This window comes from Lysobacter sp. TAB13 (assembly GCF_052113885.1).
Classification (GTDB): domain Bacteria; phylum Pseudomonadota; class Gammaproteobacteria; order Xanthomonadales; family Xanthomonadaceae; genus Lysobacter; species Lysobacter gummosus.
Genome location: NZ_JBFRDR010000002.1, coordinates 320,507 through 347,273, shown reverse-complemented (window position 1 = coordinate 347,273; position 26,767 = coordinate 320,507). Strand labels below are relative to the sequence as shown.

The 26,767-nt window shown below is 66.7% G+C and carries 19 protein-coding genes and 2 pseudogenes; 7 read left to right on the top strand and 14 right to left on the bottom strand.

Features of this window, described 5'->3' with window-relative positions:
- Positions 1-225: 225 nt before the first annotated feature.
- From AB4Y92_RS04240 to AB4Y92_RS04230, 3 genes and pseudogenes are all read right to left on the bottom strand, one after another.
- A pseudogene (locus AB4Y92_RS04240) lies at positions 226-546 on the bottom strand (DUF4156 domain-containing protein); the annotation flags it as partial.
- Between the two features lie 108 nt (positions 547-654).
- Positions 655-750, bottom strand: a pseudogene (locus AB4Y92_RS04235) (hypothetical protein); the annotation flags it as partial.
- Positions 751-879: 129 nt separating this feature from the next.
- The gene (locus AB4Y92_RS04230) at positions 880-3,765 is read right to left on the bottom strand and encodes a M16 family metallopeptidase (RefSeq protein WP_441818525.1); all 2,886 of its coding nucleotides are present in this window, start codon (positions 3,763-3,765) and stop codon (positions 880-882) included.
- 196 nt (positions 3,766-3,961) lie between these two features.
- On the opposite strand from AB4Y92_RS04230, the gene AB4Y92_RS04225 reads away from it, so the two are divergent.
- Entirely contained in the window at positions 3,962-4,441 is a 480-nt protein-coding gene (locus AB4Y92_RS04225) for a tRNA (cytidine(34)-2'-O)-methyltransferase (RefSeq protein ID WP_441818524.1), read from the top strand.
- A 130-nt stretch (positions 4,442-4,571) separates the two neighbouring features.
- On the opposite strand, the gene AB4Y92_RS04220 is transcribed toward AB4Y92_RS04225, so the two are convergent.
- From AB4Y92_RS04220 to AB4Y92_RS04205, 4 genes are all read right to left on the bottom strand, one after another.
- Positions 4,572-5,864, bottom strand: a complete 1,293-nt coding sequence (locus AB4Y92_RS04220) for a phage tail tip lysozyme (protein WP_441818523.1) — start codon at positions 5,862-5,864, stop codon at positions 4,572-4,574.
- A gap of 36 nt (positions 5,865-5,900) precedes the next feature.
- Positions 5,901-6,509, bottom strand: coding sequence for a hypothetical protein (locus AB4Y92_RS04215; protein ID WP_441818522.1), 609 nt, complete (start codon positions 6,507-6,509; stop codon positions 5,901-5,903).
- A gap of 290 nt (positions 6,510-6,799) precedes the next feature.
- The gene (locus AB4Y92_RS04210) at positions 6,800-7,876 is read right to left on the bottom strand and encodes an L-dopachrome tautomerase-related protein (protein ID WP_441818521.1); all 1,077 of its coding nucleotides are present in this window, start codon (positions 7,874-7,876) and stop codon (positions 6,800-6,802) included.
- A 70-nt stretch (positions 7,877-7,946) separates the two neighbouring features.
- Positions 7,947-8,351 (bottom strand): hypothetical protein, encoded by a 405-nt coding sequence (locus AB4Y92_RS04205; RefSeq protein ID WP_441818520.1) that lies wholly within the window; start codon positions 8,349-8,351, stop codon positions 7,947-7,949.
- Between the two features lie 96 nt (positions 8,352-8,447).
- Between AB4Y92_RS04205 and AB4Y92_RS04200 the strand changes: the two genes are divergently transcribed.
- Positions 8,448-9,356: a LysR substrate-binding domain-containing protein gene (locus tag AB4Y92_RS04200; RefSeq protein WP_441818519.1), complete on the top strand. Its 909-nt coding sequence runs from the start codon at positions 8,448-8,450 to the stop codon at positions 9,354-9,356.
- A gap of 311 nt (positions 9,357-9,667) precedes the next feature.
- On the opposite strand, the gene AB4Y92_RS04195 is transcribed toward AB4Y92_RS04200, so the two are convergent.
- Complete coding sequence (locus tag AB4Y92_RS04195; protein ID WP_441818518.1) at positions 9,668-12,142, bottom strand: M4 family metallopeptidase; 2,475 nt, start codon at positions 12,140-12,142, stop codon at positions 9,668-9,670.
- A 743-nt stretch (positions 12,143-12,885) separates the two neighbouring features.
- On the opposite strand from AB4Y92_RS04195, the gene AB4Y92_RS04190 reads away from it, so the two are divergent.
- The 5 genes from AB4Y92_RS04190 (at position 12,886) to AB4Y92_RS04170 (ending at position 19,178) form a co-directional block, all read left to right on the top strand.
- The gene (locus AB4Y92_RS04190; protein ID WP_441818517.1) at positions 12,886-14,082 is read left to right on the top strand and encodes an aminotransferase-like domain-containing protein; all 1,197 of its coding nucleotides are present in this window, start codon (positions 12,886-12,888) and stop codon (positions 14,080-14,082) included.
- 80 nt (positions 14,083-14,162) lie between these two features.
- A complete protein-coding gene (locus AB4Y92_RS04185) occupies positions 14,163-15,398 on the top strand; it encodes a cytochrome P450 (RefSeq protein WP_441818516.1) in 1,236 nt (411 codons plus the stop codon).
- Positions 15,399-15,582: 184 nt separating this feature from the next.
- On the top strand, positions 15,583-16,956 hold the full coding sequence (locus AB4Y92_RS04180) for a CoA transferase (RefSeq protein WP_441818515.1): 1,374 nt from the start codon (positions 15,583-15,585) through the stop codon (positions 16,954-16,956).
- The gene (locus AB4Y92_RS04175; protein WP_441818514.1) at positions 16,875-17,849 is read left to right on the top strand and encodes an NAD(P)-dependent oxidoreductase; all 975 of its coding nucleotides are present in this window, start codon (positions 16,875-16,877) and stop codon (positions 17,847-17,849) included. The genes AB4Y92_RS04180 and AB4Y92_RS04175 overlap by 82 nt, the downstream gene beginning before the upstream one ends.
- 36 nt (positions 17,850-17,885) lie before the next feature.
- Complete coding sequence (locus tag AB4Y92_RS04170) at positions 17,886-19,178, top strand: Rieske 2Fe-2S domain-containing protein (RefSeq protein WP_441818513.1); 1,293 nt, start codon at positions 17,886-17,888, stop codon at positions 19,176-19,178.
- 96 nt (positions 19,179-19,274) lie between these two features.
- On the opposite strand, the gene AB4Y92_RS04165 is transcribed toward AB4Y92_RS04170, so the two are convergent.
- From AB4Y92_RS04165 to AB4Y92_RS04140, 6 genes are all read right to left on the bottom strand, one after another.
- Entirely contained in the window at positions 19,275-20,507 is a 1,233-nt protein-coding gene (locus AB4Y92_RS04165; RefSeq protein WP_441818512.1) for an MFS transporter, read from the bottom strand.
- A gap of 9 nt (positions 20,508-20,516) precedes the next feature.
- Positions 20,517-21,356: a Rossmann-like domain-containing protein gene (locus AB4Y92_RS04160; protein ID WP_441818511.1), complete on the bottom strand. Its 840-nt coding sequence runs from the start codon at positions 21,354-21,356 to the stop codon at positions 20,517-20,519.
- A 109-nt stretch (positions 21,357-21,465) separates the two neighbouring features.
- Positions 21,466-22,752 (bottom strand): ATP-grasp domain-containing protein, encoded by a 1,287-nt coding sequence (locus AB4Y92_RS04155; protein ID WP_441818510.1) that lies wholly within the window; start codon positions 22,750-22,752, stop codon positions 21,466-21,468.
- Positions 22,753-22,777: 25 nt separating this feature from the next.
- The gene (locus AB4Y92_RS04150; RefSeq protein WP_441818509.1) at positions 22,778-23,830 is read right to left on the bottom strand and encodes a pyridoxal-phosphate dependent enzyme; all 1,053 of its coding nucleotides are present in this window, start codon (positions 23,828-23,830) and stop codon (positions 22,778-22,780) included.
- A 20-nt stretch (positions 23,831-23,850) separates the two neighbouring features.
- Complete coding sequence (locus AB4Y92_RS04145; RefSeq protein WP_441818508.1) at positions 23,851-24,786, bottom strand: GHMP family kinase ATP-binding protein; 936 nt, start codon at positions 24,784-24,786, stop codon at positions 23,851-23,853.
- Between the two features lie 46 nt (positions 24,787-24,832).
- Positions 24,833-26,767 carry a TonB-dependent receptor domain-containing protein gene (locus tag AB4Y92_RS04140; RefSeq protein ID WP_441818507.1) on the bottom strand — a complete coding sequence of 645 codons (1,935 nt, stop codon included), beginning with the start codon at positions 26,765-26,767 and terminating at the stop codon, positions 24,833-24,835.

The window sequence follows — 26,767 nt, the reverse complement described above, 5'->3', positions numbered from 1 at the left end:
GCGCCTTCCCTGACCACGCGCATTAGCTAATGTCCGGCGCAAACCGGGTCCGCGGCCGCCGCTTAGCCCACAAATGCTTTCAAAAACAATCGATTACTTCGATTAAATCGCTCAGAAATATCCGTACGGCCGCGTTTGGAAACCCGCTTAACCGCCGATCGGGTAGGTCTGGGCGCTGCCGGAAGCAGGATTTTGCGCAGCCGGGCTCGCCGGAGCGGCACCGGAACCGCATCGATAAGCTGCAAAACGCTGCTGTCCCTGCGAAGGTTCGGCCAGCGGCTGGATGGTGTCGGCCTGCAGGCCGGGGGCTTCGTTGCGGGCCAGGGTTTCCAGTTCCTCGCGCACGCGCAGCGCGTTACGCTCGTAGAAGGCGACGTTGTGCTTGACCGCCACCGCCACTTCGCCGCGCTTCTCGCACGAAGGCGCCGCGCCGGGGGAAACCACGCGCACCGCCTGCGCGCCGGGCGCCATGTTCACCCAGGTGCATGCCGAAACGCTCAGGGCCAGGACGGTCGCGGCCAGGGACGGAAGTGCGGGTGCGCGCATGAGGACCTCGGATAAGGGTTCGGTTCGACCGGGCGCATTGTCGCCGGAATCGGCTGAGCGCGGTAGGAATGCGGGGATGTTGCGAGGTTGGAAGTCTTTTGTGGGAGGGGCTTCAGCCCCGATGCTCTTCGCTCGGGTCGCGGTGATCTGCATGGACATTCGATTCGGCTGATCGGAAAGCATCGGGGCTGAAGCCCCTCCCACAAAAGCCTCCTCCCACACAAAGAGGTCCCGGTCCTGCGATGCGGTCCCACAAACGCGACGGGCCGCATCCGAAGATGCGGCCCGCGCTTTTCGTCATCGATCGATGACGGCCTCACACCATCGGCGTACTCATCGCACCGGCTTGCCGTCGTTGTCGATCACCTGCACCTCGCCGATGCCCAGCGCGCGCACCGGCTGTTCGATCTTGGACAGGTCGCCCACCACCACCCAGGTCAGCGCCTTCGGCTCCAGTCCCCTGGCCGCGGCCTGGGTCAGCGCCGGCGTCATCGCGTCGTTGCGCGCCTTGTACTTGAGGATGAAGTCGCTCGGACGGCCGTAACGCAGGTCCGAGGCGACCTGCGCCATCAGCGCGTCGGTGGTTTCGTACGCGCCCGGCAGGCTCAGGGTGTTGGCGGCGCGGATCTTGACCACTTCGGTTTCGGTGATCGGCTTGCTGCCGCTGGTGAAGGCTTCGATCTCGCGCTTGAGCTCGCCCAGCGATTCCACCGTCTTGTCCGACTGCACCGCCGCCTGCGCGATCCACGGCCGCTGGCCCAGCGCATTGCCCGAGCCGCTGTAGGAACCGTAGGCCCAGTGCTTGTCCTCGCGCAGATTCATGTTCAGACGCGAGCTGAATTCGCCGCCGAGCACGCCGTTGGCGAAATCGAAGTCGATGGTGCCGGCATCGCCGGTCGGCGCGATCAGTTCGCCGACGTAGATGTTGGACTGGATCGCGCCGGGCTGATCGACCAGGAACACGCGCGGCTTGGCCGGACGCGCCACCTGGGCCAGATTCGGCAGCGCCGGCGCGTCGCTGGCGCCCTTCCAGTCGCCGAAGCGGCGTTCCAGCTGCGGCACGATCTGCGCCAGCGTCGTATCGCCGACCACGATCACCCGCGCGCGCTGCGGCTGCAGCCAGTCGCTATGGAAAGCGAGCAGATCCTCGCGCTTGAGCGCGGCGATCGAGCCCTCGGTGCCGGTGCCGGTGAACGGAATCGCGTAGGCATGGCCTGCGCCATACAGCAGCGGCGGCAGCACGCGCAGCGCCGCGGTCTGCGGACGCGCTTTCTCCTGCTTGATGCCGGCCAGCCACTGCGCGCGCACGCGTTCGATTTCGGCCGCGTCGAAACGCGGACGGCGGATCACGTCGGAGAGCAGATCCAGCGAGGGATCGAGTTTGTCCGTCAACGCCGACAGCGCGACGCTGGCGCTGTCGAGGCTGGCGTTGCTGCTCAGCTCCGCGCCCAGGGCTTCCTTGCGCGCCGACAACTGCAGCGCGCCGTAATCGCCGGCGCCTTCGTCGAGCATGGCCATGGCGAAGCTGGCGGTGCCGGCCTTGCGGCCCTGATCGGCGCTGAAGCCGCCGGGGAATTCCACCTGCAATTGCACGATCGGGGTTTCGTGGCGTTCGACCAGCACCACCTGCATGCCGTTGCTGAGCTGCGCGGTCTGCTGGGCGGGGAACTTCAGCGCGGGGAAGCTCTGCGTCTGCGGCACGCCCAGGCTGCGGTCGAGATCGGACTTCACAGTCTTGAAGCGCGGATCGGCCGCCGGAATCGGCGCGGGCTGCTTGGCCGGCGCCGCGCTCGCCGTTTCCGGCAGCGACGAAGCCGGCTTGTCGCCGGGCTGCACCACGATGGTGTGCGAGCCCACGCCCAGCCATTTGCGCCCGGCCGCCTGCACGCTGGCGATGCTGGCCTTGTCCAGGTCCTTGAGTTCGTCGCGATAGCAATCGGCCTTGCCGAGGAACACCGCGCAACGCGCCAGCACGTCGGACTTGCCGCCGAATCCGCCGATGCGCTCCACCCCGCGCACGAACTCGGCGCGGGTGGCGGTCTTGGCCTGTTCCAGCTCCTGCGCGCTCGGGCCCTGCGCGATCAGGCGCTTGATTTCCTCATCGATGGCCGCGCGCACTTTCGCCGGGTCCACGCCTTGCTTGACGTTGGCCACGACCACCAGGGTGCCGCTGATTTCGGCATCGTTGATCGACACGCTGGCGCTGTCGGCGATCCGGTCGGCGTGGACCAGGCGCGCATCCAGGCGCGAGGCCGCGCTGCCGCCGAGTACCTGCGCGAACAACTGCAGGTCGGTGCCGTCGGCCGCGCCGTATTGGGCGACCGGCCAGCCGCGGTACACGCGCGCCTGCGGCACGCGGTCGGGAATGGTTTCTTCCGTGTCGCGATCGCGCTTGGGAATGCGCGTGGCCATGTCGGGCAGAGTCGCGCTGGCGGGAATGTCGCCGAAGAAACGCAGCGCCTTTTCCTTCGCCGTCTTCAGGTCGATATCGCCGGCCAGCACCAGCACCGCGTTGTTGGGGCCGTACCAGCTGCGGAACCAGGTCTTGACGTCGCCGAGCGAGGCCGCGTCGAGGTCGGCCATCGAGCCGATGGTCTGCCAGCTGTAGGGATGATCGGCCGGATACAGCGCCTCATACAGCCTGGCGCTGATGCGCCGGCCGTAGGGCTGGTTCTCGCCCTGGCGCTTCTCGTTCTGGACCACGCCGCGCTGTTCGTCGAGGGTCTTTTGATCGATCGCGCCGAGCAGGTGGCCCATGCGGTCGGACTCCATCCACAGCGCCATGTCCAGCGCGGTGGTCGGCACGTTCTGGAAATAATTGGTGCGATCGACGTTGGTGGTGCCGTTCTGGTCGGTGGTGCCGACCAGTTCGAACGGCGTGAAGAACTCGCCCTTGTAGTTCTCCGAACCCTGGAACATCAAGTGTTCGAACAGATGCGCGAAGCCGGTGCGGCCGGGCTGTTCGTTCTTGCTGCCGACGTGGTACCACACGTTGACCGCGACGATCGGCGCCTTGCGGTCGGTGTGCACGATCACGCGCAGGCCGTTGGGCAAGGTGAATTCGTCGAAGGCGATGCTGACATTGGCGTTGTCCTTGGCCGCGGCCGCCGCCGGCGCGATCGCTCCGCCGACCAGGGCGACTCCCAGGGCCAGGGCGAGCGCGGCCACGCGCGGACGGGCGCGGCGCGGCGCGAGGGCGGACGACGGGGACTTCGACATGACAACTCCGGCAGGTAAGGCGTCCGCGGACGGACCAAAGCGGCCATCTTAGGCGCCGCCGCCGCGACGGGCATGGGCCGGCGGTCACAGGGGGAGGCCGGGCGCTTCTGCGTTCATGGCGTCCAGGCGCAACGCCGGCATCGGGCCCGAGCGCGTGCGCGGGGACCGCGCCGCGGCCAGGCCGCATAATGCGCGCATGTTCAACGTCATCCTCTACCAGCCCGAGATTCCGCCCAACACCGGCAACGTGATCCGCCTGTGCGCGAACACCGGCGCCCGCCTGCACCTGATCGCGCCGCTGGGTTTCACCTTGGAAGACAAGCAGCTCAAGCGCGCCGGCCTGGACTATCACGAGTACGCCAGCCTGCGCGTGCACGACAGCCTGGACGCGGCGCTGGCCGCGATCGGCGAAACGCAGGGCGCCGCGCCGCGCCTGTTCGCCTTGAGCACGCGCAGCCGCACCCGCTTCGACACCCCGCATTACGCCGCCGGCGATGCGTTCGTGTTCGGCCCGGAAACCCGCGGCCTGCCGCAGGAGGTGCTGGAGTCGATCCCGCCCGAACAACGCCTGCGCCTGCCGATGCGTCCGGACAATCGCAGCCTGAATCTGTCCAACACCGTCGCGGTGGTGGTGTTCGAGGCGTGGCGGCAGTTCGGGTTTGTGGGTGGGGAATAAGTTCGGCGGCTGGGTCGCAGGATGCGAATCGCCCGGAGCATCCTCTACAAGTTCAGTCCTGCTGCCGAAACATCCGATGATCTGAGCGGCCATGCCTTCGAGCATGACCGCCGGCGCCCAAGCGCCGCGCTCAGCCCATGACCGGCCGCGCCGACTGCGTCTGTTGCTCAGCAGATTGGGACGCCGGCGACGGTGCGTCCTGACTCAACTGCCGCGTGGACTGCTCCACCGATTGCCCGACGGCCTGCGCTTTGTCCGCGACCACGCGGTGATGCGCGGGGTCCTGCAACTCGCCCTGCACCGCGAACAGCCGCGATCCATCCGCGCTTTGAACCACGTGGTCGATGCGATTCAAACCGCTGACGCGCGCCTCATAAGTCAGGACCCCGGCCGCGCGCTCGAGCGCCTGACGATCGGCGAAGCCGGCCTGCGGCCCCAGTTTCTCCAGGCCGGCAACGGCTTGTCGATACATCGCGTTATCGGGATGCGCGCGATCGGACAACAACGGCGCAGGCGCGGCCTCAGCGGCGGGCGCCGGTTGCGCGGCGGCTTGCTGCGGCTGCGCCGACTTCAACGCATTGAGCGTATCGCGCCCGGCGATGCCGTCCGCATCCAGCCCCGGTTGCGAACGCTGGAACGCTTCCACCGCTTGCCGGGTGCTCGGCCCGAAATCACCGTCGGCCTGCAGCGGCCGTCCTTGGGCATCGGTGACGCCAAGCCGGTTGAGCTGTTCCTGCAATGCTTTCACCGAAGGCCCGCTTTCGCCCTGGCGAAGCACGCCGTCGGCGTCCGCCGCGCGTGACTGTCGAGTTCCAGACGCGCGTTCGGCGGGTTGCTCCGGCGCGGCGAATCCGCGCTCGCGCTGGTGCTCGCGCACGAACGTCTCGTAGTCGTCGATGTACGGCGTCACCTTGTCCTTGCCGATGGCCAGTCCGCCGTAATCGCGCGCGGGGCCGTCGTGGTGATACTTGTAGACGAAATCCTCGCCCTCGCCGCGCGACTTCGCCAACGCGGCGTTGTCGAGGTAGTGCGACACCAGCGCATCGGCCTGCTTGTCCAGATTTCCGCGGGTGCCGTCGTTGAGGCCATAGGCCTTGCCGGTATCGTCCACGAACTGGCCCAGCCCATAGGCCGACGTGGTGCCGGCGGCGGCATCGGGATTGAAGCCCGACTCGGCCCGCGCGATCGCCAGCACATGCGCGGTCTGGCGCGGATTGAGCCCGGCGCGTTCGGACGCGGCGATCAGCGCATCGATGGCCTGCGACTGCACTTCGGGGCTGGCGTCGCCCCAGACATGCGAATTACCCGCGGCCCGGCCCGCGGCCTGATCGATTGGCTCGCGGTAATAGCTCCACGGCTCGATCTGGCTGTCGCGGTACTTCGGCCCGACCGGTTGGATCATCGTTTCATGGACTGTGGCCATGCATCACTCCTTGATCAATGGCGTTCTACGGGTGACTCAGTGCTCAGCGACCGGCAAGCCATCGACCTTGGGTCGGCCGAGTCCGAGCTTGCGGTGCAATGCGGTGAACTCCTGGTTGTTGGGCGCCTGCGCGTCCGGCGCGGCGGCCTCGCCGGTCAGGATCGGCGGATCGCTGTGGGTCAGCGCCTTGCCGTTGCGGTCGTAAAGATGGAACCACTCGCAGAACGCACAGCCATAGGGCAGTTCGCCGTACTTCACTACGAAGTAATGGCTGTCGTCCTTGGCCGTCAGGCAGCCCACGCCGACCGCGGTGTAGGACTCCATCCCTTTCGGCTTGGCCGCTTCGCTGACGTTGCCCTGGGCATCCACATAGCGCAACGAGCTGGCAGTGCAATCCTTCGACGCCACGGCGCACTGCAACGCCATGCGCGCACCGCCGCATTCGGCGACCACGCCGCCGGCTTTCACGACCGCGGCCGCGTCGAAGCTGTGTTCCGCGGGTTTCATCGCGGGGGCAGCGGCACTCGCCGGCGCAACCGGAGCTGTCGCAGGTTTCGCGGCCGCATCCGACGCGGCGCCGCCGCCTTGGCAGGCGCTGGAAAACACCGCGACCGACAGCAGGCCGATGATCTGAAACTTGTTCATGAGTGTCCCTTCAATTACGGATCAGAGCCGTCGATGGCAACTGTGTTGAATTCCGCTCGCTTCGATTATGGGAATTCCGATCGCGTGGCGCAAAGCCCGGATGCTTTGGGTGCATGGGGCGCGCGTTAAATCCGTATTGATAGTCAGGGTTTCACTGCGCGGTGCATGACTCGCCACTTGAAATGCGCCGAAAAGAACCCTCTCCCTTACGGGCTTCCGGGAGAGGGCAAATCAAGGTGACGGGCAAAGCATCCGCAGCGCGCCGCTACGTCGGCGCTAGCCCCCACCACTCAACGAGGCATAAACCGATACAGGTAATACGGCGGCTTGCCCTCATCCGCACCGCCGGTAAAGCTCGGCGTGGTGTCGAGCTGATTGGCCGAGACATAGATCCAGCCGCGCGGGCCGAAGCTGATGTTGTCCGGCCATTGCAGGCGCGGGTCGCGAATCAGCGAATGCTCGGCGCCGTCGCGGTCGATGCGGACGATCGCGTGCGCCTGCACGTCGGTGAAGTAATGCGCGCCGGCCGCGTCGGTCAGGGCGCCGTCGCTGATCGGCTTCTTGCCGGCGGGCTTGATCGCCGCGCCGATAGCGGCGTCGTCGGCGCCCTCGCGCAACAGCCGCGTCGGCAGCTGATACCAAGTCGTACCGTTCATCGCACCGAAGTACAGGGTGTCGCGATCGGCCGACAAGGTGATCGGATCGATCGCCACGCGCGCCGGCTTGCCGTTGAACTGGATCACGCGGCCGTCGATCACCATGTCGATGTCCTGCGCCTGCAGCGAGGCATGGCCGCCGAAACGGCGCGCTTTTCCGGTCTTCAGGTTCAACGCGATGATGCCCGGGTCGGCGATGTCGGCCAGATAGGCCCAGCCGCGCTTTTCGTCGATGACGAAGTCCTGCACGAAGCTGCCCTTGGGCGCGACCCCAAGGGGCAACTCGATCTTCTCGATCACCGCGTTCTTGCGCAGATCGAAGGCCCACAAGCGGGTCTTGCCGAGGTTGAGGCCCATGTCGATCACCCACAGCCGGTCGCGCCGGTCCACGCTCAGACCGAGCATGGCGTCGAAGGTCGCATCCGAGGGCGCGGCGCCGTTCTTCTGCAAGGCCAGATTCGGATACGGCACGATGCGGCCGCCCTTGACCTCGCCGAGCTGAATCTTCGGATTGCCCAATGCGTGGAAGGTGGCGAACACGCGCCCCTTGGCCGAGACGGCGACATTGCCCGGACGCGCGTCGGATGCGGCGACCACTTCCAGATGCGGTTGCGTGCCGGCGACGACGGCAGAATCGGCGGCATGCGCGCAGAACGCCGCGCACGACCACGACAACGCGGCGGCGAGCGACAACAGGGTCGGAATTTTCATTGCGATGTGAATCCTGTGAGAGGGGGGAGAAGTGCGCATCGAACGGGCCGGCGGCGCCGGCCCGGGTGAACTAAGCCGGCGCATCGAGTTCGATCACCAACCCACCGGGGAGCGCGACGAAGAACTGCACGCAGCCGGTTTCGGGCACGACCTCGATCTCGAACGCGAGCTCGGCGGCGCGCAGCCGGTCGAGCACGCAGGCGGCGGGCTCATCGGTGCGGAAGGCGATGTGACCCAATCGCAGCGATCCTTCCCGCGTGCCGCGCGGCTGCACCAGATGCAGCCAGGCCTCATCGCCGCGATACAGCCACTGGCCCGGAGACCGAAACGGCGGGCGAAAGCCCTGCCGCAGTCCCATCACCTCGCCGAACAGGCGCGTCAGCGCCGAATCCGGCGGGCCCTGCAGATTGAGGTGATCGAAATGCCACATCGGCGCCACGGCGCGATCGACGGCATGAGCGATGGCGGTGGGCATGAGACGGTTCCAGCGAGGCGATAGACACAGCCTGGGCGCTTGCGCGGCCCGGAAAAACCCGGCATAAGCCGGTTCTGTTTCGCCCGGATGTTGAAAATGAAGGCCTTCGCCGACCTCACCGTGTTCGTGCGCGCGGCCGACGCCGGCAGCCTGTCGGCCGCGGCGAGGGCGCTGGACATCAGTCCGGCCGCGGCCAGCGCCACCATCAAGCGGCTGGAGGCGGAACTGCACACGCAGTTGTTCGTGCGCTCCACCCGCAGCCTGCGCCTGACTCTGGAAGGCGAACGGTTCCTGGCCCATGCGCGCGAGGCGCTGCGCGCCATCGACGACGCCGAACAGGCGCTGCACGGCGACAAGGCCGATCTGCGCGGCCAGCTGCAGTTGTCGATGCCGTCCGACCTGGGCCGCAGCCTGATCCTGCCGTGGCTGGACCGCTTCATCGCCGAACACCCGCACGTGCAGTTGCGCGCGAACCTGTCGGACTATTTCGCCGACGTCTACCGGCAGCCGGTGGATGTCGCGCTGCGCTACGGGCCGCCGCCGGATTCGAGCCTGATCGCGCTGCCGCTGCGTCCGGACAACCGCCGCGTGCTGTGCGCCTCGCCGCAGTACCTCGCGCGCCACGGCGCGCCGGAGCATCCGGACCGGTTGGTCGAACACAATTGCCTGCGGCAGATGATCCGCGGCGAAATCCACGAGCGCTGGCGCCTGCGCCGCGGCGAGGACGACCGCACCATCCGCGTGCAGGGCGACCGCGTCGCCGACGACGGCCACGCGGTCAAGCAATGGGCGCTGGCCGGGCATGGCATCGCGTACAAATCCTGGATCGACGTTTCGCAGGAAGTGCTCAGCGGCCGGTTGCAAGTGCTGTGCCGCGACTGGCGCGGCGAAGACGCGCCCTTGAACCTGGTCTGCCCCGACCGCCGCTTGTTGAGCCCGCTGGTGCAACGCCTGCGCGAGTTCCTCAAGCAGTGCTGCGATGAGTTGCCGGCGATTCCGCAGTAGGCGCGGCGGCGTGATGCCTTCGGATTTGATGATTTTCGCTTTTGCTCGTCATTCCCGCGAAAGCGGGAATCCAGCGACTTTCGTGCGAGAACCTTTGAAGTCACTGGATTCCCGCTTTCGCGGGAATGACGATCTTGTTTACTGGTCGGTCCATACCGCCCTGCCGTCTTGAATCAGGCCGTGAAGTTCTCGGCGCGCTCGCCGACCGGCGTCCACGCGGCCCTTGCGAGCAGCGAAAAGCCCGGCCCGGGATCGACCCGGGCCAGGCTGGTACGAGAACGCGCGCGGCTGATGAGCTTTGCGCGAGGCGCTCAGTGGTACTTGAGCTCCCACCGCGTCAATGCGCCGGTGTCCTGCAGCTTGCCGTCGCTCATGCGCAGTTTCCAATTGCCGTTCGTCGGCTCGCCCAGCATATTCACCGGCACGTCCACGAGCCTGAGATTGTCGGTGCTGCCGCCGGTGCGGTTGTGGACGGTCTGCACCTTGCCGGTCGGCGAAATCAGATCGACCTTCAGGTCGCCGATGAAGGTGTGATCGATGTTCACGCTGACCGACGCAAAGTATTTGATTTTGTCTCCGCTGGGCGACTGGCTGACCGAAAGCGTGCTTGTGGCTTCTCCTGCGTCCGGGATCGCCAGCCGCTCGATCTTGGTGATATCGGAGGGATACGTGAAGCTGCCGACCAGCGACACGCCCGAGTAACTGCCCTTGAGCAGCACATAGACTTTGCCCCCGTTCGGCGCGGAAGCAATGACACAGGATTTCGCGCCGGCGCCGGTGGACCTGCAGGTGTAGCTGGTGGTGGTCGGCGCCTCGCCCAGCTTCACGTACAAATCGTAAGTGCCGGTACCGCCTGATGCGGCGATGCGAATGTCGCGCGCGCCTTGATAAACGTTCATGCTGAAGGGCAGGTCCCCGCCGTAGAGGTTGTTCCAGGGCGCGCCGTTGGTCAGTACGTTGGGCGTGAGCAGGATGTAGTCGAACCTGGAGTGGCTCAGGCCCTGGTTGTCCTTCACCGTCAGCGTGACCCGATAAGTGCCGGCCGCCGAATACAGCTTGACCGGGTTGGTCTCGGTGGAGGTGGTGCCGTCGCCGAAGTCCCAGCTGCGCGAGACGATGCTGCCGTCCGGGTCTTTGGACCCGTCGGTGAAGCGGGCCATCTGGCCCTGCGCGGTGTAGGTGAAGTTCGCAGCCGGCGCGCTGGTGGCGTCGCTGCACAGCGAGCCCACCTGCCCCGGATCGATGCCGACCGGCTTGAAGGCGTTGACGACGTCCTGACCCTTCATGCCCATGTCACAAGCTGCACGCAACACGCCGGCGCCGCCAGCGTTGAAGCTGGTGTTTTCCGTCCAATAGTCGCGGTTGGCGCGGGCGAAGACCTGAAACGCGGTCTTGGTGTTCCAGCCCGGCGTGGTGGCCAGAGTGTAGAACGCCTTGTTGTAGATGCCCGAGCTTTGGTGATTGTCGATGCCCTTGGCAGGCATCTGATTGACGTGGTCCAGCGACCTGCCGTCCTTGCGCGGCTCGGCGAAGTAACGCAACGCGACGCCGCTCTTCATGATGTCGGCACCGACCAGGAAGTCGTTGCTGCCCTTCACGTAGTACTCGGCCGCTTCGCCGGCGATGTCGGAATACGCTTCGTTCAGGGCGCCGGAGTCGTACTTGTCGTAGATCAGGCCCGAATTGTGATTGGTGTAGCCGTGCGAGACCTCGTGCGAGGTCACGTCCAGAGCGGTCAACGGGTAGAACTTGTCCTTGCCGTCGCCGAACAGCATGGTGTTGGTGAGGCGATCGTACGAGGCGTTCTCATAGTTCGTGCCGTAATGCACGGCCATCTTGAGTTTTTCGGGGAGCGGGGCCGCCCCCATGTAGGCCTGGTACATGTTGAACACGACGCCGCCGAAGTAGTGCGCGTCGTTCAGCGGCGAGTACGCGCCGTTGATGGACTTCACCGTATTGCGCGGGCAGGTGTACTTATGCGCCGCGAAAGCGTCGACGTCGATGTCGCCACTCGCGTGGTTCAGGTCGACGGTCTTGACGTTGGCGTTCTCCAGAGAACAGCTCGTGCCCGACTGGGTGACATCGAGATAGTCGTAGTCGGTGCCGTACTCGTACTGGCCGGTCTTCTCGTTGCCGCCCGGGCCGGTGCCGTCGGCGTGTTGCAGGTTTTCCCACTGTTCCAGGATGCGGCCGGTGTTGGCGTCGACGATCACGTTCGGCAAGGTCGGGTTGCCGCCGGTCTGGCTGTCGGCGAAGAACTGAACCACATAGGCCAGGCTGGCGCGGCCGCTTCTGTCCACGTAGATGTTGAGCTCGGCCTGCGCGTTGCGCACGCGGGTGCGGCCGCCCAGAGCGGCGCGCTTGCCGGCGCCGATGGCATCGGCCTTGCTGATCTTGGGCGTGATGGAAGAGATTTCGCTGGCCAGGCCGGCGATCTTATGGCCGAACAGGGCGCGGGCCTGGCCGCTGGCGGCGTCTTCGCTCACCACGACGCTCTCGCCGAAGATCGGGATGCCACGGAAGGTCTGCTTGTAGCGGGAGTTGCGGGCACCGAGGTCGGTCTTGCGGGTCTTCAGCACCAGGTGCGATTCGGTATCCAGGCCAAGCAGGCGCGCATGACGGGCGTGGGTCATGGCGGGAACGCCGCTCTGCGCGGTGACGCTGTTGTATTGCTGCTTGAGCTTGCCCAGGTCCTGACTGACCAGCTCGACGCGTTGAGCGGCGAACACCGGGGCGCAGGCCAACGCCAGCGGCGTAATGGCCAGGATGAAATTGCGACTGTTCACGACGTTGTCTCCATAAAGCGGTTGGCGCCGTGTCGGCGACACGGCGATATCCGACGCGGATGGGTGGTCCGACGGCCGATGCCGCAGGACAGCTGGTTCCGAACTGCGACTGCCCCGCACAAGCACGGGAACAGCAATCGACGACCGTTTCGCGCTGAGCGGCCGGTTACTGCAAGAACAAACACGACGTCGGCGGAGCCGGCGCGTCGGCCGGTCCGACCGCCATGGCGGTTGCATGGACGTCGGGAGCCCAAGCGAATTCGGCCGATCTGCTCGTCGCGGGCTTTGCGCCCGGCGCGCACGATCGCAAACGGCCGCTTGCGCACCGCCATGGACACTGCGTTCGTGTGATCGCTCAGGCCCCCTTCGCGATGCCGATCACTTCCCTGCGCCGCAACCTACGCTCGCGGCGATGTGTCGCGCATCCCCCGAAACCAGGGTGGGGTGGCGCGCAGCGTCTCAACTTCCAAGTCGGGCGCCGCGGACCAAGGCGGTGTGCCTGGCCATCGGCCTGACGATGAGCGCCGGGAAGGAAGCACCGGGTCTGTGTCTCGCCCTGACCGAAGCGGCCGCGTTCTGGCTCGTATAGCGGCATATCGAGTCCGTCGCCCCCCTGATTTCGGGGTATGTGCACGCGTGGCGTCGTAGGTAGCGTAGGAGCTCACCAGGAAGCCGATCCGAATATCCGATAGCGGCAACGCCGATGGTCTCAGGATTCTTGGTCCACGCATCGAAGGGAATTCATGGAGCTCGCCGAACGACTTTATCGAATCGAATCCTTCGGTACACCGCAGATCTTCAAGGCGCTGCAACGGCCGGACATGATCTCCTTCGCCGGCGGCGTGCCCGACGGCGAACTGTTCGATGTCGAGGGAATCCAGGAATCGACGAATCGCGTGCTGACCGACACGCCGCTCGCCGCCTTGCAGTACGGCCTGGCCCTTGGATTGCCGGCGCTGCGGCGTGAACTGGCTTGCTACATGGATGTGCGGGAAATCACGATCGATCCGGATCGCCTGCTGGTGACCTCCGGCGGTCAACAGGCGTTGGACCTCGCCGGCAAGGTCCTGCTCACCCCGGGCGACCGGGTGCTGGTGGAAACGCCGACCTTCGTCGCCGCGATCGAGTGCTTCCGGCTTCATGGCGCCGAGGTGATCGGTTTGCCGGGCGATCACGACGGCGTCGATATCGAGGCGCTGGAAGCGCAATTGATTCGTCACCAACCCAAGCTGGTGTATCTGGTTCCCAGTTTCGGCAATCCAAGCGGCCGCACGTTGAGTCTGGAAAGGCGGCTGAAGGTGTTGGAGCTGGCCGAACGCCACGGCGCGTTCGTGGTCGAGGACGATCCCTACAGCGAATTGTATTTCGCTGCCCCGCCGCCGCTTTCGCTGCTGGCGCTGGCGCAGCGGCATGGTCTTGCGGCCGACCGGGTCGTGTACTGCGGCACCTTGAGCAAGGTGCTCAGTCCCGGGCTGCGCGTGGGATGGCTGGCGACCACGAAGCCGGAGCTGTTGGACGCCGCCGAGAAATGCAAGCTGCTGAGCGACACGCACTCCAACGCGCTGAGCCAGGCGGTGGCCGCGGATTACCTCGGCCGGGGACGCCTTGCGCCCATGCTGGTGCAGTCGCGTCGCATCTATGCCGAACGCGCATCGGCCATGGCAGACGCCATGGAAACCAACCTCGGCGGCGATGTGACGTTCCAGCGGCCCGCGGGCGGATTGTTCCTGTGGTCGCGCCTGACCGATGCGGACGCACACCGGGCCGACGCCGACCGTCTGTCGTTGCGCGCGCACGACCACGCCGTCGCCATTCTGCCGGGCTCCTTGTTCTATCCCGACAAGCCGGACAAAGCCACGTTCCGCCTGTGCTTCGCGTCCGTCGGGCGGGACAGGATCCGCGAAGGAATCGCACGCTTGCGCGGCGCATTGGCGGCCTGAGGGACGACGTCGTTATCCGCCCGATTCTTCAAACGACCGCGCGTCCGCCCCCGACTGGACGCGAGGAAGGAGGTTGCACCGTGACACTCATCGCCCAACACCGTATCGACACCGGCTACGACCTGCTTTCGCCCAAATTCAGGAGCGATCCGTATCCGACCTATGCCGACATGCGCAGGAACGCGCCGGTCTACTGGAGCGAACAGATCAACGCCTGGCTGGTCATGCCCTATGAGGAGGTGATGACCTGCCTGCACGATCCGCGCATCTCCGCCAACCGGATCGTCCCGCGCATCCAGCAGCTGCCGGCGGAACTGCGCGAAACTTTCCGGCCGATCGAACGCACGTTGTCGATGTGGCCGCTGATGATGGAACGGCCGCAGCACACGCGGTTGCGCAGTCTGATCAACAAGGCGATCACGCCGGCGATCGTCAGGAGTTTCGTGCCGACCATCCAGCGGCTGATCGACGAACTGCTCGATGCCGCTCAGGCCAACGGCGGCATGGACGCCATCGCCGATCTCGCCCTGCCGTTTCCGCTCTACGTGGTGTCGGAAATCATCGGCGCGCCGGTCGAGGCGAGAAACCTGCTGAAGGCCTGCGCCGTGGACATCGTGAACTTCTTCGGCTGCCCTCCGCATCTGTATGTGGAGAAGGGGGGAATCGCCATGCGAAGCATCGCGGACACCACCGAATACCTGCGCGGCGTATTGAACGAGCGGCGCAGGCAGCCGCGCCAGGATCTGATCAGCGGCCTCATCGCGGCGGAGGAGCGCGGCGATGTGATGAGCGAGGACGAAATCCTGGCGACCTGCCTGATGATGGTGTTCGCCGGTTTCGAGACCACCACCAATCTGGTCGGCAACGGCCTGCTGCTGTTGCTGCAACGTCCCGACCAGCTGCGTGCGCTGCGCGCGGATCCGGCGCTGATGAAGACCGCGGTCGGCGAGATGCTGCGCTACGAAAGCCCGGTCCAGCGCCTGTCGCGGATGGCATTGGAAGATTTCGAACTGGGCGGCCATTGCATCCGCGCCGGCGACCTGATGTTCCTGAGCGCCGGCTCGGCCAATCGCGACGAGCTCAAGTTCGCCGATCCCGACCGCTTCGACATCCGCCGCGACACCCGCGACCACCTGGCGTTCGGCCATTCCATCCATCTTTGTCCGGGCAATACGCTGGCTCAGCTCGAGGCGCAGATGCTGTTCGCCTCGCTGCTGCAGCGGGTGCAGCGGTTGCGGTGGACCGACGGCGAGGCGGACTGGCAGGACAACCTGTCCGTGCGTTCGCTGAACCGGTTGAACGTGGCGTTCGACTGATGCGCAGGGAGTAGACCAGATGCTGGCAGAGCGAATTCGTGCGGCCCGGGGGCGTCCGGCGACCGCGGGCGATGGTTTCGATATCCACGCCGAACTGGAGCGGGTACTTAACGGCGTCGGCTTGTGCGGCGCGGACTGCGGCGGACGCATCGATTTCTTCGGCCGCGACCCGGTGGTTCCGAGCGTGTTCCGGCTGGCTTCGGCCGCGGCCATCGGTCTGGTGGCCAAGTCGGTGGCGATGGCGCGGTTGTGGCGGATGCGTACCGGCGAGCGCCAGAACATCGGCGTCGATCTCGGGCGGGCCTTGCGCCGGCTGTCGCCGTTTTACGAGAAACGCTGGGAGCTGCTGAACGGCTATCCGCCCGGCATGCCGTCGGATCCGGCCTGCCCTTTCATGCCGCGCCACTTCTACCGGACCCGCGACGGGCGGCATGTTCTGGCGCTGAACATCTATCCGCGCCTGAAGACGGGCGCCTTGCGCTTTCTCGGCTGCACCGACGATGTGGACGCGATCGCGCGCGCCATCGGCGCATGGAACGCCGAGCCGCTTGAGCAAGTGGCGGCCGAACAGGGTCTGCAGTTGACCGTGGTGCGCACCATCGACGAGTTCCTTTCGCTCGAACAGGGGCGCCTTCTGGCGCAGCAGCCGCTGATCGAGATAGAGAAGATCGGCGACAGCACGCCCGAGCCTCTGCCGTCCAGTGGCGAGCAACCGCTGGATGGGATACGCGCGCTGGGGCTCGGGCATGTGATCGCGGGCGCCGCGCTCGGGCGCGCGCTTGCGCTGCATGGCGCGGACGTACTCAATGTCTGGCGGCCGGGCGACTTCGAGTTCGATCTGATGTACTGCACGGCCAACGTCGGCGTGCGCTCGGCCACGATCGATATCGACGATCCGGCGGAATTGAATCGGTTCACCACCTTGCTCCGCGACGCGGATGTATTTTTCGCCAATCGCCGGCCCGGGCGATTGGCGCGCTACGGTCTGGAAGCCGAGCAGGCCGCCGAGCTGCGGCCGGGCATCGTGCATGCCTCGATTTCGCTGTACGGGCGGCATGGGCCCTGGCGCGATCGCATCGGTTTCGATCAGGCCGCCGGCGCGGCCACCGGCATTCTCGCGCTGGAAGGCGAGCCGGGCGCGCCCAGGCTGCCGGAGATTTTCGTCGTCAACGATTATCTCGTGGCCTGGCTGACCGAACTGGGCGTCGCCGCCGCGTTGGCGCGACGGGCGCTCGAAGGCGGCAGCTACCGGGTGCACGTATCGCTCGCGCGGGTCGCGATGTGGATTCACAGTCTGGGAACTTTCGACAAGCCGTATGCGCAGGCGACCGCGGGTTCCACCTCCGATCATGCCTATCGCGAGCCGGAACTGTTTTCGGCGCAGACGCCCTGCGGCCTCTACCAGGGAGTTACCGAGCAGGTGCGGATGAGCCGCACGCCGGGTCATTACCGTACCGTGCTCGTTCCGCGCGGCTCATGCCCGCCTGCGTGGCTGGATCGGAACCCAGGCTCGGCGCAGGGCAGCGATCCGAACGGAGGGCCGACACGATGCGCATAGGATTTTGCGGAACCGGATTCATGGGCGCGCCGATGGCGCGCCGTCTGCTGGCCGCCGGCCACGAAGTCCACGTGTGGAATCGCACGTCGGACAAATGCGCGGCCCTGGTGGCGGCGGGAGCGGTCATGGCGGCTTCGCCGCTGGAGGTCGCGACGCAATGCGAGGTGGTGTGCCTGTGCCTGCTCGACGACACCGCGGTGGGGACGGTGGTGTTCGGTCGCGACGGCCTCGCACAGGCGGGAGCTGTCCGCCTGATTGTCGATCACTCCAGCATTCCGCCCGATCGCACCCAGAGCTTCGCGCAGCGGTTGCAACACGCTTGCGGTGCGCAATGGGTGGACGCGCCGGTATCCGGCGGCGTGCCCGGCGCGGAAGCGGGCACGCTGGCGATCATGGCCGGAGGTTCGGCCGACGCCGTCGACGAGCTGCGCCCGCTGCTGGCCGCTTATGCCTCGCGCGTCACCCACATGGGACCGTGCGGCAGCGGGCAGGTCGCGAAGCTGTGCAACCAGATCATCGTGGCGGCCGGCGTGTTGGCCGTGGCCGAGGCGATCGGCCTGGCCGAATGCAGCGGCATCGATGCGCAGCGCCTGCCCGAGGCGCTGGGCGGCGGACTGGCCGATTCGCGGTTGTTGCAGATATTCGCCGCGCGCATGTTGCATCCCTCGGCGGCGAAGACCGGCGCGCTGACCACCATGCTCAAGGACATAGACGCGGTGACCTGTCACGGCAGCCGGACCCAGGCGGCGTTGCCGATAACCTCGACGGTGAGGGAACTGATGCGTCAAGCATTGCTCGGTTCCGCGCCCGGCATGGATCTGTGGGAAATCGTCCGGCTTTACCGGCCATTGGACCGCGACGCTTCGATGTGTCCGACATGCCCGAAACAATGAGGTGAACCGCGAATGCTCAGCGAAGAGAAGAACCGGTTGCTGACCGAAGTCGGGCCCGGCAAGCCCATGGGCGAATTGCTGCGGCGCTACTGGCATCCGGTGGCGGGGACGAGCGAGTTCGAACGCATGCCGGTCAAGGCGGTGAGGCTGTTTGGCGAGGATCTGGTGTTGTACAAGGATCTGGGCGGACGCTACGGCCTGCTGGACCGTCACTGCCCCCACCGCGGCGCGGACCTGTCCTACGGCTACGTAGAGCCGGAAGGACTGCGATGCAACTATCACGGCTGGCAATACGACCACGGCGGACGATGCCTCGCGCAGCCCTACGAAGACATGCAGGATCCTGCGGGCACGCTGCGACGGAACACGCGCGTCAAAGCCTATCCGGTCCGCGAGAAGGCGGGATTGCTATGGGCCTACCTGGGACCGGCCCCCGCCCCTGAACTGCCGGATTGGGATCTCTTCAACGCCCCGAACGGCTTCGCCCAGGCGGTGTTCTCCGAGGTGCCGTGCAACTGGTTCCAATGCCAGGAGAATTCGATCGATCCGGTGCACTTCGAATGGATGCACAACAACTGGAACGTACGCCTGCGCGGCGACCACGGCCCCTACGTGCCGACCCACGTGAAAGTGGAGTTCGAGGAATTCGAATACGGTTTCGTCTACAAGCGCCTGCGCGAAGGCGAATCCGAGGACAGCCCGATGTGGACCATCGGCCGCGTCGCATTGTGGCCGAACGGCTTCTATCTGGGGCACCACTTCGAATGGCGCGTGCCTATCGACGACCACAACACGCTGAGCGTGTTGTGGGTGCTGAGCAAGATCCCCAAGGAGCGCGAACCGTTCGTGCAGGAACGCATTCCGTCGTGGCATGGGCCGATCAAGGACCCCGCGACCGGGCGCTGGATCACCAGTCACGTGGACAATCAGGACTTCGTCGCCTGGGTGGGACAGGGCGCCATCGCGGATCGTACCCGCGAGCGGCTCGGGCGCAGCGACAAGGGTGTGGTGATGATGCGCCTTCGCTTCTTCGAACAACTGGAAGCCTTGCAGGAAGGGCGCGAACTGAAAGGCACGATCCGCGATCCGGCGCTCAACCGCAATGTCGTGTTGCCGTCGGTATGCCGGGAAGAAATGCTCAACGGGGTTCCCCTCGCAGAGCTGGAACACCATCCGATCCTCGGCGGCATGCTGCAGGACTTCTTCTTTCAGGCCGGTCAACCCGACGAAGTCAGGGAAGCCTACGAGCAGGCGGTCGGGCGCAAGACCCGAGGGGAGAAGTTCTTCAAGCTCCACGAAGGCGGCAGCTTCGCGCACAAGGGTGAATGAACGACGACACGCATCGGCCCGAGGGGCCCGTCGGCAAAAAAAACCCTCTCCCTTGCCGGAGTCCAGGAGAGGGCAACTAAAGCAACGGGGAAAAGATCAGGAGTGCGCGGCGGCGGCCTCGATGCGCCCGCGCGCGCGGGTCGCCCAGTGCAGGCCGGCGGCGCTGAGCAGGCCGACGAGGCAGAACACCGACCACGGCAACCACGGCCATTGCCGCGCCGCCGACAGATCGATCAACCAGCCGCCGGCGATGTTGCCGATGCCGCCGCCGACGGCGAGGCTCAAGGAACTCACGCCTAGAAAAGTGCCGAGCGCGCGCGGATCGGCGAGCCCGGCGATCAAGGTCTGTTGCGTCGGCCGGGTCATCAGCGCGCCGATCGAGAAACCCGCGACGCAGACCAGGAAGCCGGCGAAATCCGCGACGAAACCGATCGCGCCCGCGGCCAGCGACATCACCGTTACGCCCAGCACCAGCACCTGCGCGCTGCTCAGATGCTTTTCCAACCAGCGCACCAGGCCGTACTGCAAGGCCACCGTGAGGCCGGCGCTGAGCGCGAACATCGCGCCGACGCTATCGACGCTGCCGGTCAGGCGCTGCGCCAACAACGGGAAGCTGATGTTGATCTGCACCGCGACGAACCAGTACAGCATCATCAACCCGACCAGGCGGATAAACGGCCGATTGCCGCGCACCAGATCCAGGCCGTGCCGCAGCGGCGGCGGTTGCGGCGGCATCTCGACCTGCGGCAACAAACGCAGCGCGATCAGAAAGTTCAGCGCGAAGCACGCCGCCGCGGTCAGGCACACGATGCGGAAATCGAAATGCAGCAAAGCCACGCCGAGCAACGGGCCCAGGGTCGTAGCCACGCCGCTGACCCAGTTGCTGATCGCGTAGTAACGCGGCCGGCTGCCTTCGTCGGTGAGCGCGGCGATCGAGGCCTGATACGGCGCTTCGAACATCGCCCCGCCCAGCGCCGACAACACCATCGCCGCCAGCAGCACGGGCAGATCGGCGGCGAAGGCGAGGCTGGCGAAACCGGCCGCGCGCAGCAGCACGCCCAGGCAGATCATCCGCCGCGCCCCGAAGCGATCGGAAAGCACGCCGCCTAGCAATGCGAGGCCTTGCTGGGTCAACTGCCGCACCGCCAGCGCCAGGCCGACCGCGGCCGCGGCCAGGCCGACGTCGTTGACGTAATGCACCGCGACCAGCGGCATCAGCATGGCGAAGCCGGTCACCATGAAGAAGGTGTAGACCAGCAAACCGTTGAGTCCGCGCCGGCGCGCGGCCTCGCTCAGTTGCGTGCTTGCGCTCGCCTGCTCGATCGACATCGGCTCGGCTCAGGCCGCCGCGCGCGCGTCGGCGCCGGCGTCGCGATACAGATGGATCGGCGTCGGGTCGGCGCTGAACTGCGAGAACGGAAACGGTTCGGCCGACACCGCGGCCACGCCGTGGCCCAGGAATTGCGGCACGATCGCGCTGCCGGTCTGCGCGTAGACGATCAGCGGAATGTCGCGCAGGCGCACCGCGGCGAGGATTTCGTCGAACGAGCCGTTGCTCAGGGTCATACCGGTGGCGATGACCAGATCGGCCTGCGCCAACACCGGCGCCATCTCGCGCGCGACCTCGGTGCCGTCGGCGGTGCGTTGCATATTGAAGTCGCAGGGCAGGCAGATGCCGCCGTGCGCGCGGATGGCGTCCACCAGCGGATTGACCACGCCGATCAGGCCCACGCGCATGCCCGGAGCGATGTCCAGCAAGCCGGCGATGGCTTGGTCGCGCGCCTTCGCGCGCTGCAGCGGGGTGCCGTGCGGGAGCATGAACACCTGCGCCTGCGCGGCTTCGCGATGCGGACGGGTCAGCGACAGGTAGGCGTCCAGCGCGGCGATGCGCACCGGCGTGCGTTCGTCGCGCAGCAGCTGGGCGACGCTGCTGCCGGAGAGTTCTTCCGCGATCACCGAATCGAGTTGGTCGCGCTCCACACAGCAGCCGCCGAAGCCCGATTCCACCCGCAGCACCAGGTAGTAGTTGCGGTACTTGGTGTCGGTGCCGGGGAACTGGGTGCTTTGGCGGACCCAGAAGGCGCCGACGGCGTGCAGGGTCTCGGGATCGGGGCCGTAGTCGCCGCGGAGGACGGCGGCGGTGAGGTCGGCGACGCTGGTCAGGGGGGTGGAGGGCATGGTGTTGGTCTCGGTGGTGTGGTGCTGGGGAGCGGGAGCAAGAGCAAGAGCGAATCCCCCCTAACCCCCTTTTTCAAAGGGGGGAATGCATTGCGGGGGCTTGAGGGGGTTAGGCGGCGCTGGAGATGGCGGGGGTTGGGGCTTCGGCGTAGGTCAGGGTTACTCGCGCCAGTGCGCGTTCGGCGTAGTCGCGCGCTTGTTGGCCCTCGCCATCGCTGGCGATCACGTGGCCGATGTAGCAGGCGTTGTCGATCGGCGCGGCGACGTCGCTGCCGGCGACCGCGGCCATGCTCCAGCGTTCGATGTTCGGATCGCTCTCCAGGGTCTGCGCGCCTTCCATCGCCACGACGTGGCCGGCGCGCGGCGGCACCAGGAATTTGATCGCCGCGCTGGCGATGCCGGTGTCGCGGCGGCGCAGGTCCGGTTCGCGCCCAAGGGCGAGTTCGATCTGCGCGTCGAGAAGATCGATGCCGGTCACGCGCTGGATCAGTTCGGCGATGTAGTTGCCGCCCGGGCGCGGATTGATTTCGACGATGCGCGGGCCGTCGGCGGTCAGCTTGACCTCGGTGTGGCTGATGCCGTGATCGTGGCCGACCGCATCCAGGGCGCCGCGCACCAGCGTTTCGATCTGCGCGGCGATGCCGGCGTCGAGTTTGGCCGGGAACATATGCCCGTCTTCGATGAAGTACGGAAACCCGGTCAGGCTCTTGTCGGTGATGCCGATGATCGTGGTCCGGCCGCGATAGGTGCAGGCCTCGACGCTGACCTCTTCGCCGCGCATGTACTCCTCCAGCAACAGCAGCGGCACCCGTTCCTGCTCGCGGAAGTTGCGCGGGAACTGTTCCAGCGCGTCGAAGGCGGTGCACAGTTCTTCTTCGTCGTGTACCAGCCGGACGAACGCGCTCGACGCCAGATCGGTGGGTTTTGCGATCAGCGGATAGCCGATCCGCGCCGCCTGCGCGCGGGTGTCGTCCCAGCCGGAGGTCACGGCGAATTTCGGATTGGGCAGGCCGGCGCGTTCGATCGCCTCGCGCACCTGATCCTTGCGCCGCTCCATCACCACATTGGCCGAGAACGCCTGCGGCAGATCCAGCGCCTGCGCGACCTCGGCGACGGTGCCGATGTAGTAATCGCAGATCGTCACCACGCCGTCGAACTTCAGCACCGCGTGCTGCGCGCGCAGGAAGTCGATCAGCGCGGGAACCTCGTTGGTGTCGAAGCTCAGCACGTGATCGGCGTGTTCGATCACCGGGTGGATTTCGCGCGAACGTGGGTCCTGGTAATGGCCACGATTGCGGGTGACGAAGGTGTAGCGGTGCCCGAGCCGGGCGATCGCGGGCGGGAAGATGCGGCCGGTGCCGCCGACCCAGCTTTCGATCATCAACAGATGCGCCATGGGGAAGTCCTTTGGAGTGCTAAGTTCAGTGCGCCGCGACCGCCGCGCTGTGCGGCGCGCGCGTGTCGGCGGAATCGGGAGTGGGATCGAAGCCGGCGCGGTTCCAGGCCATCGCCGACCACGGCAGGGCCAGTTCGTCGAGCGATGCGATCGGCGTGGGATGCAGCGCGCGCGGGTCCAGCGCCTGTTCGTAATGGGCGAACACGCCCTCGACGTAGCGATGGCCGGTGTCGGCGGCCAGGAAGATCACCTTGCGTTCGGGATGCAGGCGCGCTTCGCGTTGCGCGACCAGATAACAGCAGCCGGTGGACAGGCCGGCGAACACCGCGTGCTCGCGCAGCAGCGCGACCGAACCGGACAGGCCGTAGTCGAAGCTGACCCAGTGCACCTGGTCGTACAGATCGTGGCGCACGTTGCGGAACGGAATCGAGCTGCCGATGCCGGCGATGATGATGCCGGGATCTTCGATGTGTTCGCAGCCGAAGGTCATGCTGCCGAAGGGCTGCACGCCGATCAGCTGCAGCGACGCATCGTCTTCGCGAAGGGCGCAGGCCAGCCCGCCGGTGGAACAACCCGAGCCGACGCCGCCGACCACACTCAACGGCCCGGCGCCGACCGCGTCGCGGATCTGCTCGGCGACCGGCTGGTAGCCGTGGTAGTGGATATCGTCGTGGTACTGCTGCATCCAGTGCACCTCCGGATCGGCCGCGAGCAGTTCGCGGATGCGCGCCACGCGCAGGCTCTGATCCATCTTCAAGGTCGCCTGCGGCTCGACCTGCTCGATGGTCGCGCCGAGAATCCGCAGCTGCACCATCAAGGTCTTGTCCACCGTCTTCGAGCCGACGATGTGACAGCGCAATCCGAACTTGTGGCAGGCCAGCGCCAGCGCGTAGGCGTAGATGCCGCTGGAACTGTCCATCAGCGTCGCGCCCGCGCGGATGCGGCCACTGGCCAGCAGGCGCTCGACCGCGACCAGGGTCGAATACACCTTCATGGTTTCGAAGCGGGCGACGAACAAGTTCTCGCCCAGGCGCACCAGATCCGGCGCCTTGATCGCATCGGCGATATGCGTATGCACAGGACTCGTCGCGCGCGCCATCACAACCCCGTCTCGGCGAAGCGGCACTGGCGACCCAGTCCGCGGAAGAAGGACGACAGCTCGCTCATGCGCGCCGCGTCCGGACGCGACACGAACAGATAACCGAGCAGGCTGCCGGTATGGGCGACGACGATGCCGTCGGCGCCGAGTTCGCGCCGGCGCTGCGCCAGCGCTTCGAAATGCGCCTTCGGCGTCACCCACTGCGCCAGTTGCGCGCTGTGCGTGGCGCATTCGCAGATCGCCGCCGCATCGCCGCCGTCGAAGGCCTCGATGGCCTGCTGCAAACCGCGGCGGTACGACGGCAGATGGCGCTGGTAGTGGCGCAGCAGCGGATCGGCGAGCTTCTCGGTCTCCACCGTGCCGCCTTCGTCGATGTAGCAGGCATGCAAGCGCGGCGACGTATCGAAGCTGCGCACGATCTGCTGGCGGCCGCTGAGGTACAGCGCGTAGCGATCCAGGAACACGCTGTCGGAGCGCTCGATGCCGCGCAGCAGATCGGCCACTATCGGCACCGGCGTGTCGAGGCCGAAGACGCGGTCCAGGCAGCGGATGGTCGCGACCAGATCGGCGGTGGAACTGGCCATGCCTTTACCCAGCGGCAATTCGGAATCGTGGCTCCAGCGCCCCGGCGGCAGGCTTTTGCCGTGATGCTGCAGATACAAGTCGATCGCGCGCCGGCATTTGTCCTTGCCGGCCAGATCGGCGCCGTCTTCGCCGTCTTCGCCGGGCAGATAGTGCATCCAGCTGTACTTGCGCACCGGCAGCGAGATCAGGCCGATATGCAGTTCGCCGTCCTGCTCGCACGGGCCTTGCCACAACTCGCCCAAGGTCCCGTGACACACGCCGCTGTACACCGTGCGCGCGCTCGCCGATTGCGCGGCCGAGAACAACGCGTCGCGCGCCGTGGGCGCCGCACTGCTATTCGAAATCCCCATTCGATCCTGCCGCAGCATGGCCGCGTCTCCCCGTTGCGCTTCGGACTCAGCCGTCGAAATCCACCGCGAGCTGCGCCACATAGCGCCGCCCGTCGATCAGGCCGAAACTATTGTTGCCGTAGATGTTCCAAGTAAACGTGTCGCCGGCATTCGCCACCAACAGGCGCAAGGTCGCCGGCGCGGTGCCGAGCTTGAAGCGATAACGCGCGCCGACATCCACCAGCGTGTAGGCCGGAACGCGATTGAAACCGTCGCGCGAGGCGACGCGTTCGCCGTAATGGCTCATCGACACATCGAACGACCAGCCCGGCAGCAGCGGCGGCCGGTATTCGACATCGCTGCGCAGGACGCGCTCGGTCTGGCCAATCGGACGATCGCCGACGCGGCCCAGCCGCACCGCTTCGCCGCTGACGCGCGGATGCATCAGCACCGCGCCGGCGACCAGACTCCAGTGCTCGGCCGGCTTGCCGCTCAGGCTCAGCTCGACGCCGCGATGGCGCACTTCGCCGATCGCGCCGTAGACGTTGCGCTCGTCGGTGGTGAAGTACGGCTTGCGCACGTCGAAGGCGCCGGCGACCAGTTTCAGGTCCTGGCTCAGCGACCAGCGCACGCCGGCATCGGTCTGGCGGGTGCGGATCGCCGGCAGCGCCTGATTGCGGTTGGCGGCATCGTCCGGCGCGATCCCGGTTTCCTCCAGCCCGCGCGTGTGGCCGGCATACAACGCCAGCGTCTTGCTCAGATACACCGAAGCGGTGGCGTTGGGCAGCCAGGGATCGTCGCGGCTGCTGGTGCGCGCCAGACCCGGTTGATCCACGTGTTTTCGATAGCGGCTGCGCTGGATGCCCAGGCTCAGTTCGCCGACATCGCGCCAGCGCCCTTCATACGCCAGCCCGCCGGTCCATTGCTCGACGTGATCGCGGGTGCGCGGGCCGAAATCGAACGACGGCGGCGGCACCGGCCGCGGTTCGCCCAGAGGCCGCCAGCCGTAGTCGATCGCCGGCGCCGAACCGCCGTACTCGCTGTCCAGCCCGCGTCCGCGCACGGCCACTTGCAGCACGTGCAGGCGCGGGCCTTCGCGGAAACTGCGACTCAGGCGCAACTCGCCGCTGGTGGAGGCGTAGCGCTGGCGCGGATCGGCGATGACTTTCTCGCGCGTCATGCCGTCCGCACGAGTGTCGGTGAACAACTCGGCGAAACCGCTGGGCTGGTTGTTGATCGAACGGAACACGCCGCCGGCCAGCGCCCAGTCGCCGCCCAGCCGGGCCTTGCCGAGCACGCCGTAGTTGCGGCTGTCGTATTCGTTGTCCGACCACGCCTGGCCGAAATGACGGCGGCGCTCGATCCGCGGCGGCCGGTACGGCCCGGCGGTGATGATGGTCGGCGCGACTTCTTCGTCGCGGCCGCGCGAGATGCTCCAGAACGGCAGTATCTCGATGTTGTCCGTCGGCCGCCAGCGCGGCACGAATCCGGCGCGGACATAGCGCGCGTCGGCGCCGTCGTAATACTCCTCGCGCGCCAGGGCGATGTTGGCGGCGATGCCGAAGCGGCCGTCCACGATCGGCAGCTTGGCGTCGAACTCCAGCGCCGGCGCGCCGTAGGCGTTGATCGCGCCGAGCAGGCTCAGCACGCGTTCGTCGCCGGCTTTCTTCAGGCGGTAATCGACGATACCGGTCGGCGCCGGGAACGGATAGTTCAGCGCCGACAATCCGACGCGGATGGTCGAACCTTCCACCAGGGCCGGCGGCACCGTGCCCTGGCGATCGAAATAGATGCCGTCCATGCGCACGTTGCCGGCGTCCACCGGCGAGAAGCCGCGCACCTGCTTGCTGCTGTACAGGCCGATGGTTTCATTGCCCAAGGTCGCGCCGAACGCGTCCTCAGCCGCGGTCACGGCGTTGTCGCCGGCGCGCTGCGCATCGGCGGCGGCGGCGAAAGCGGCCAGGCCGCAGCCCAGGGTCCATGCGAGGCTCGCGCGTTTCAT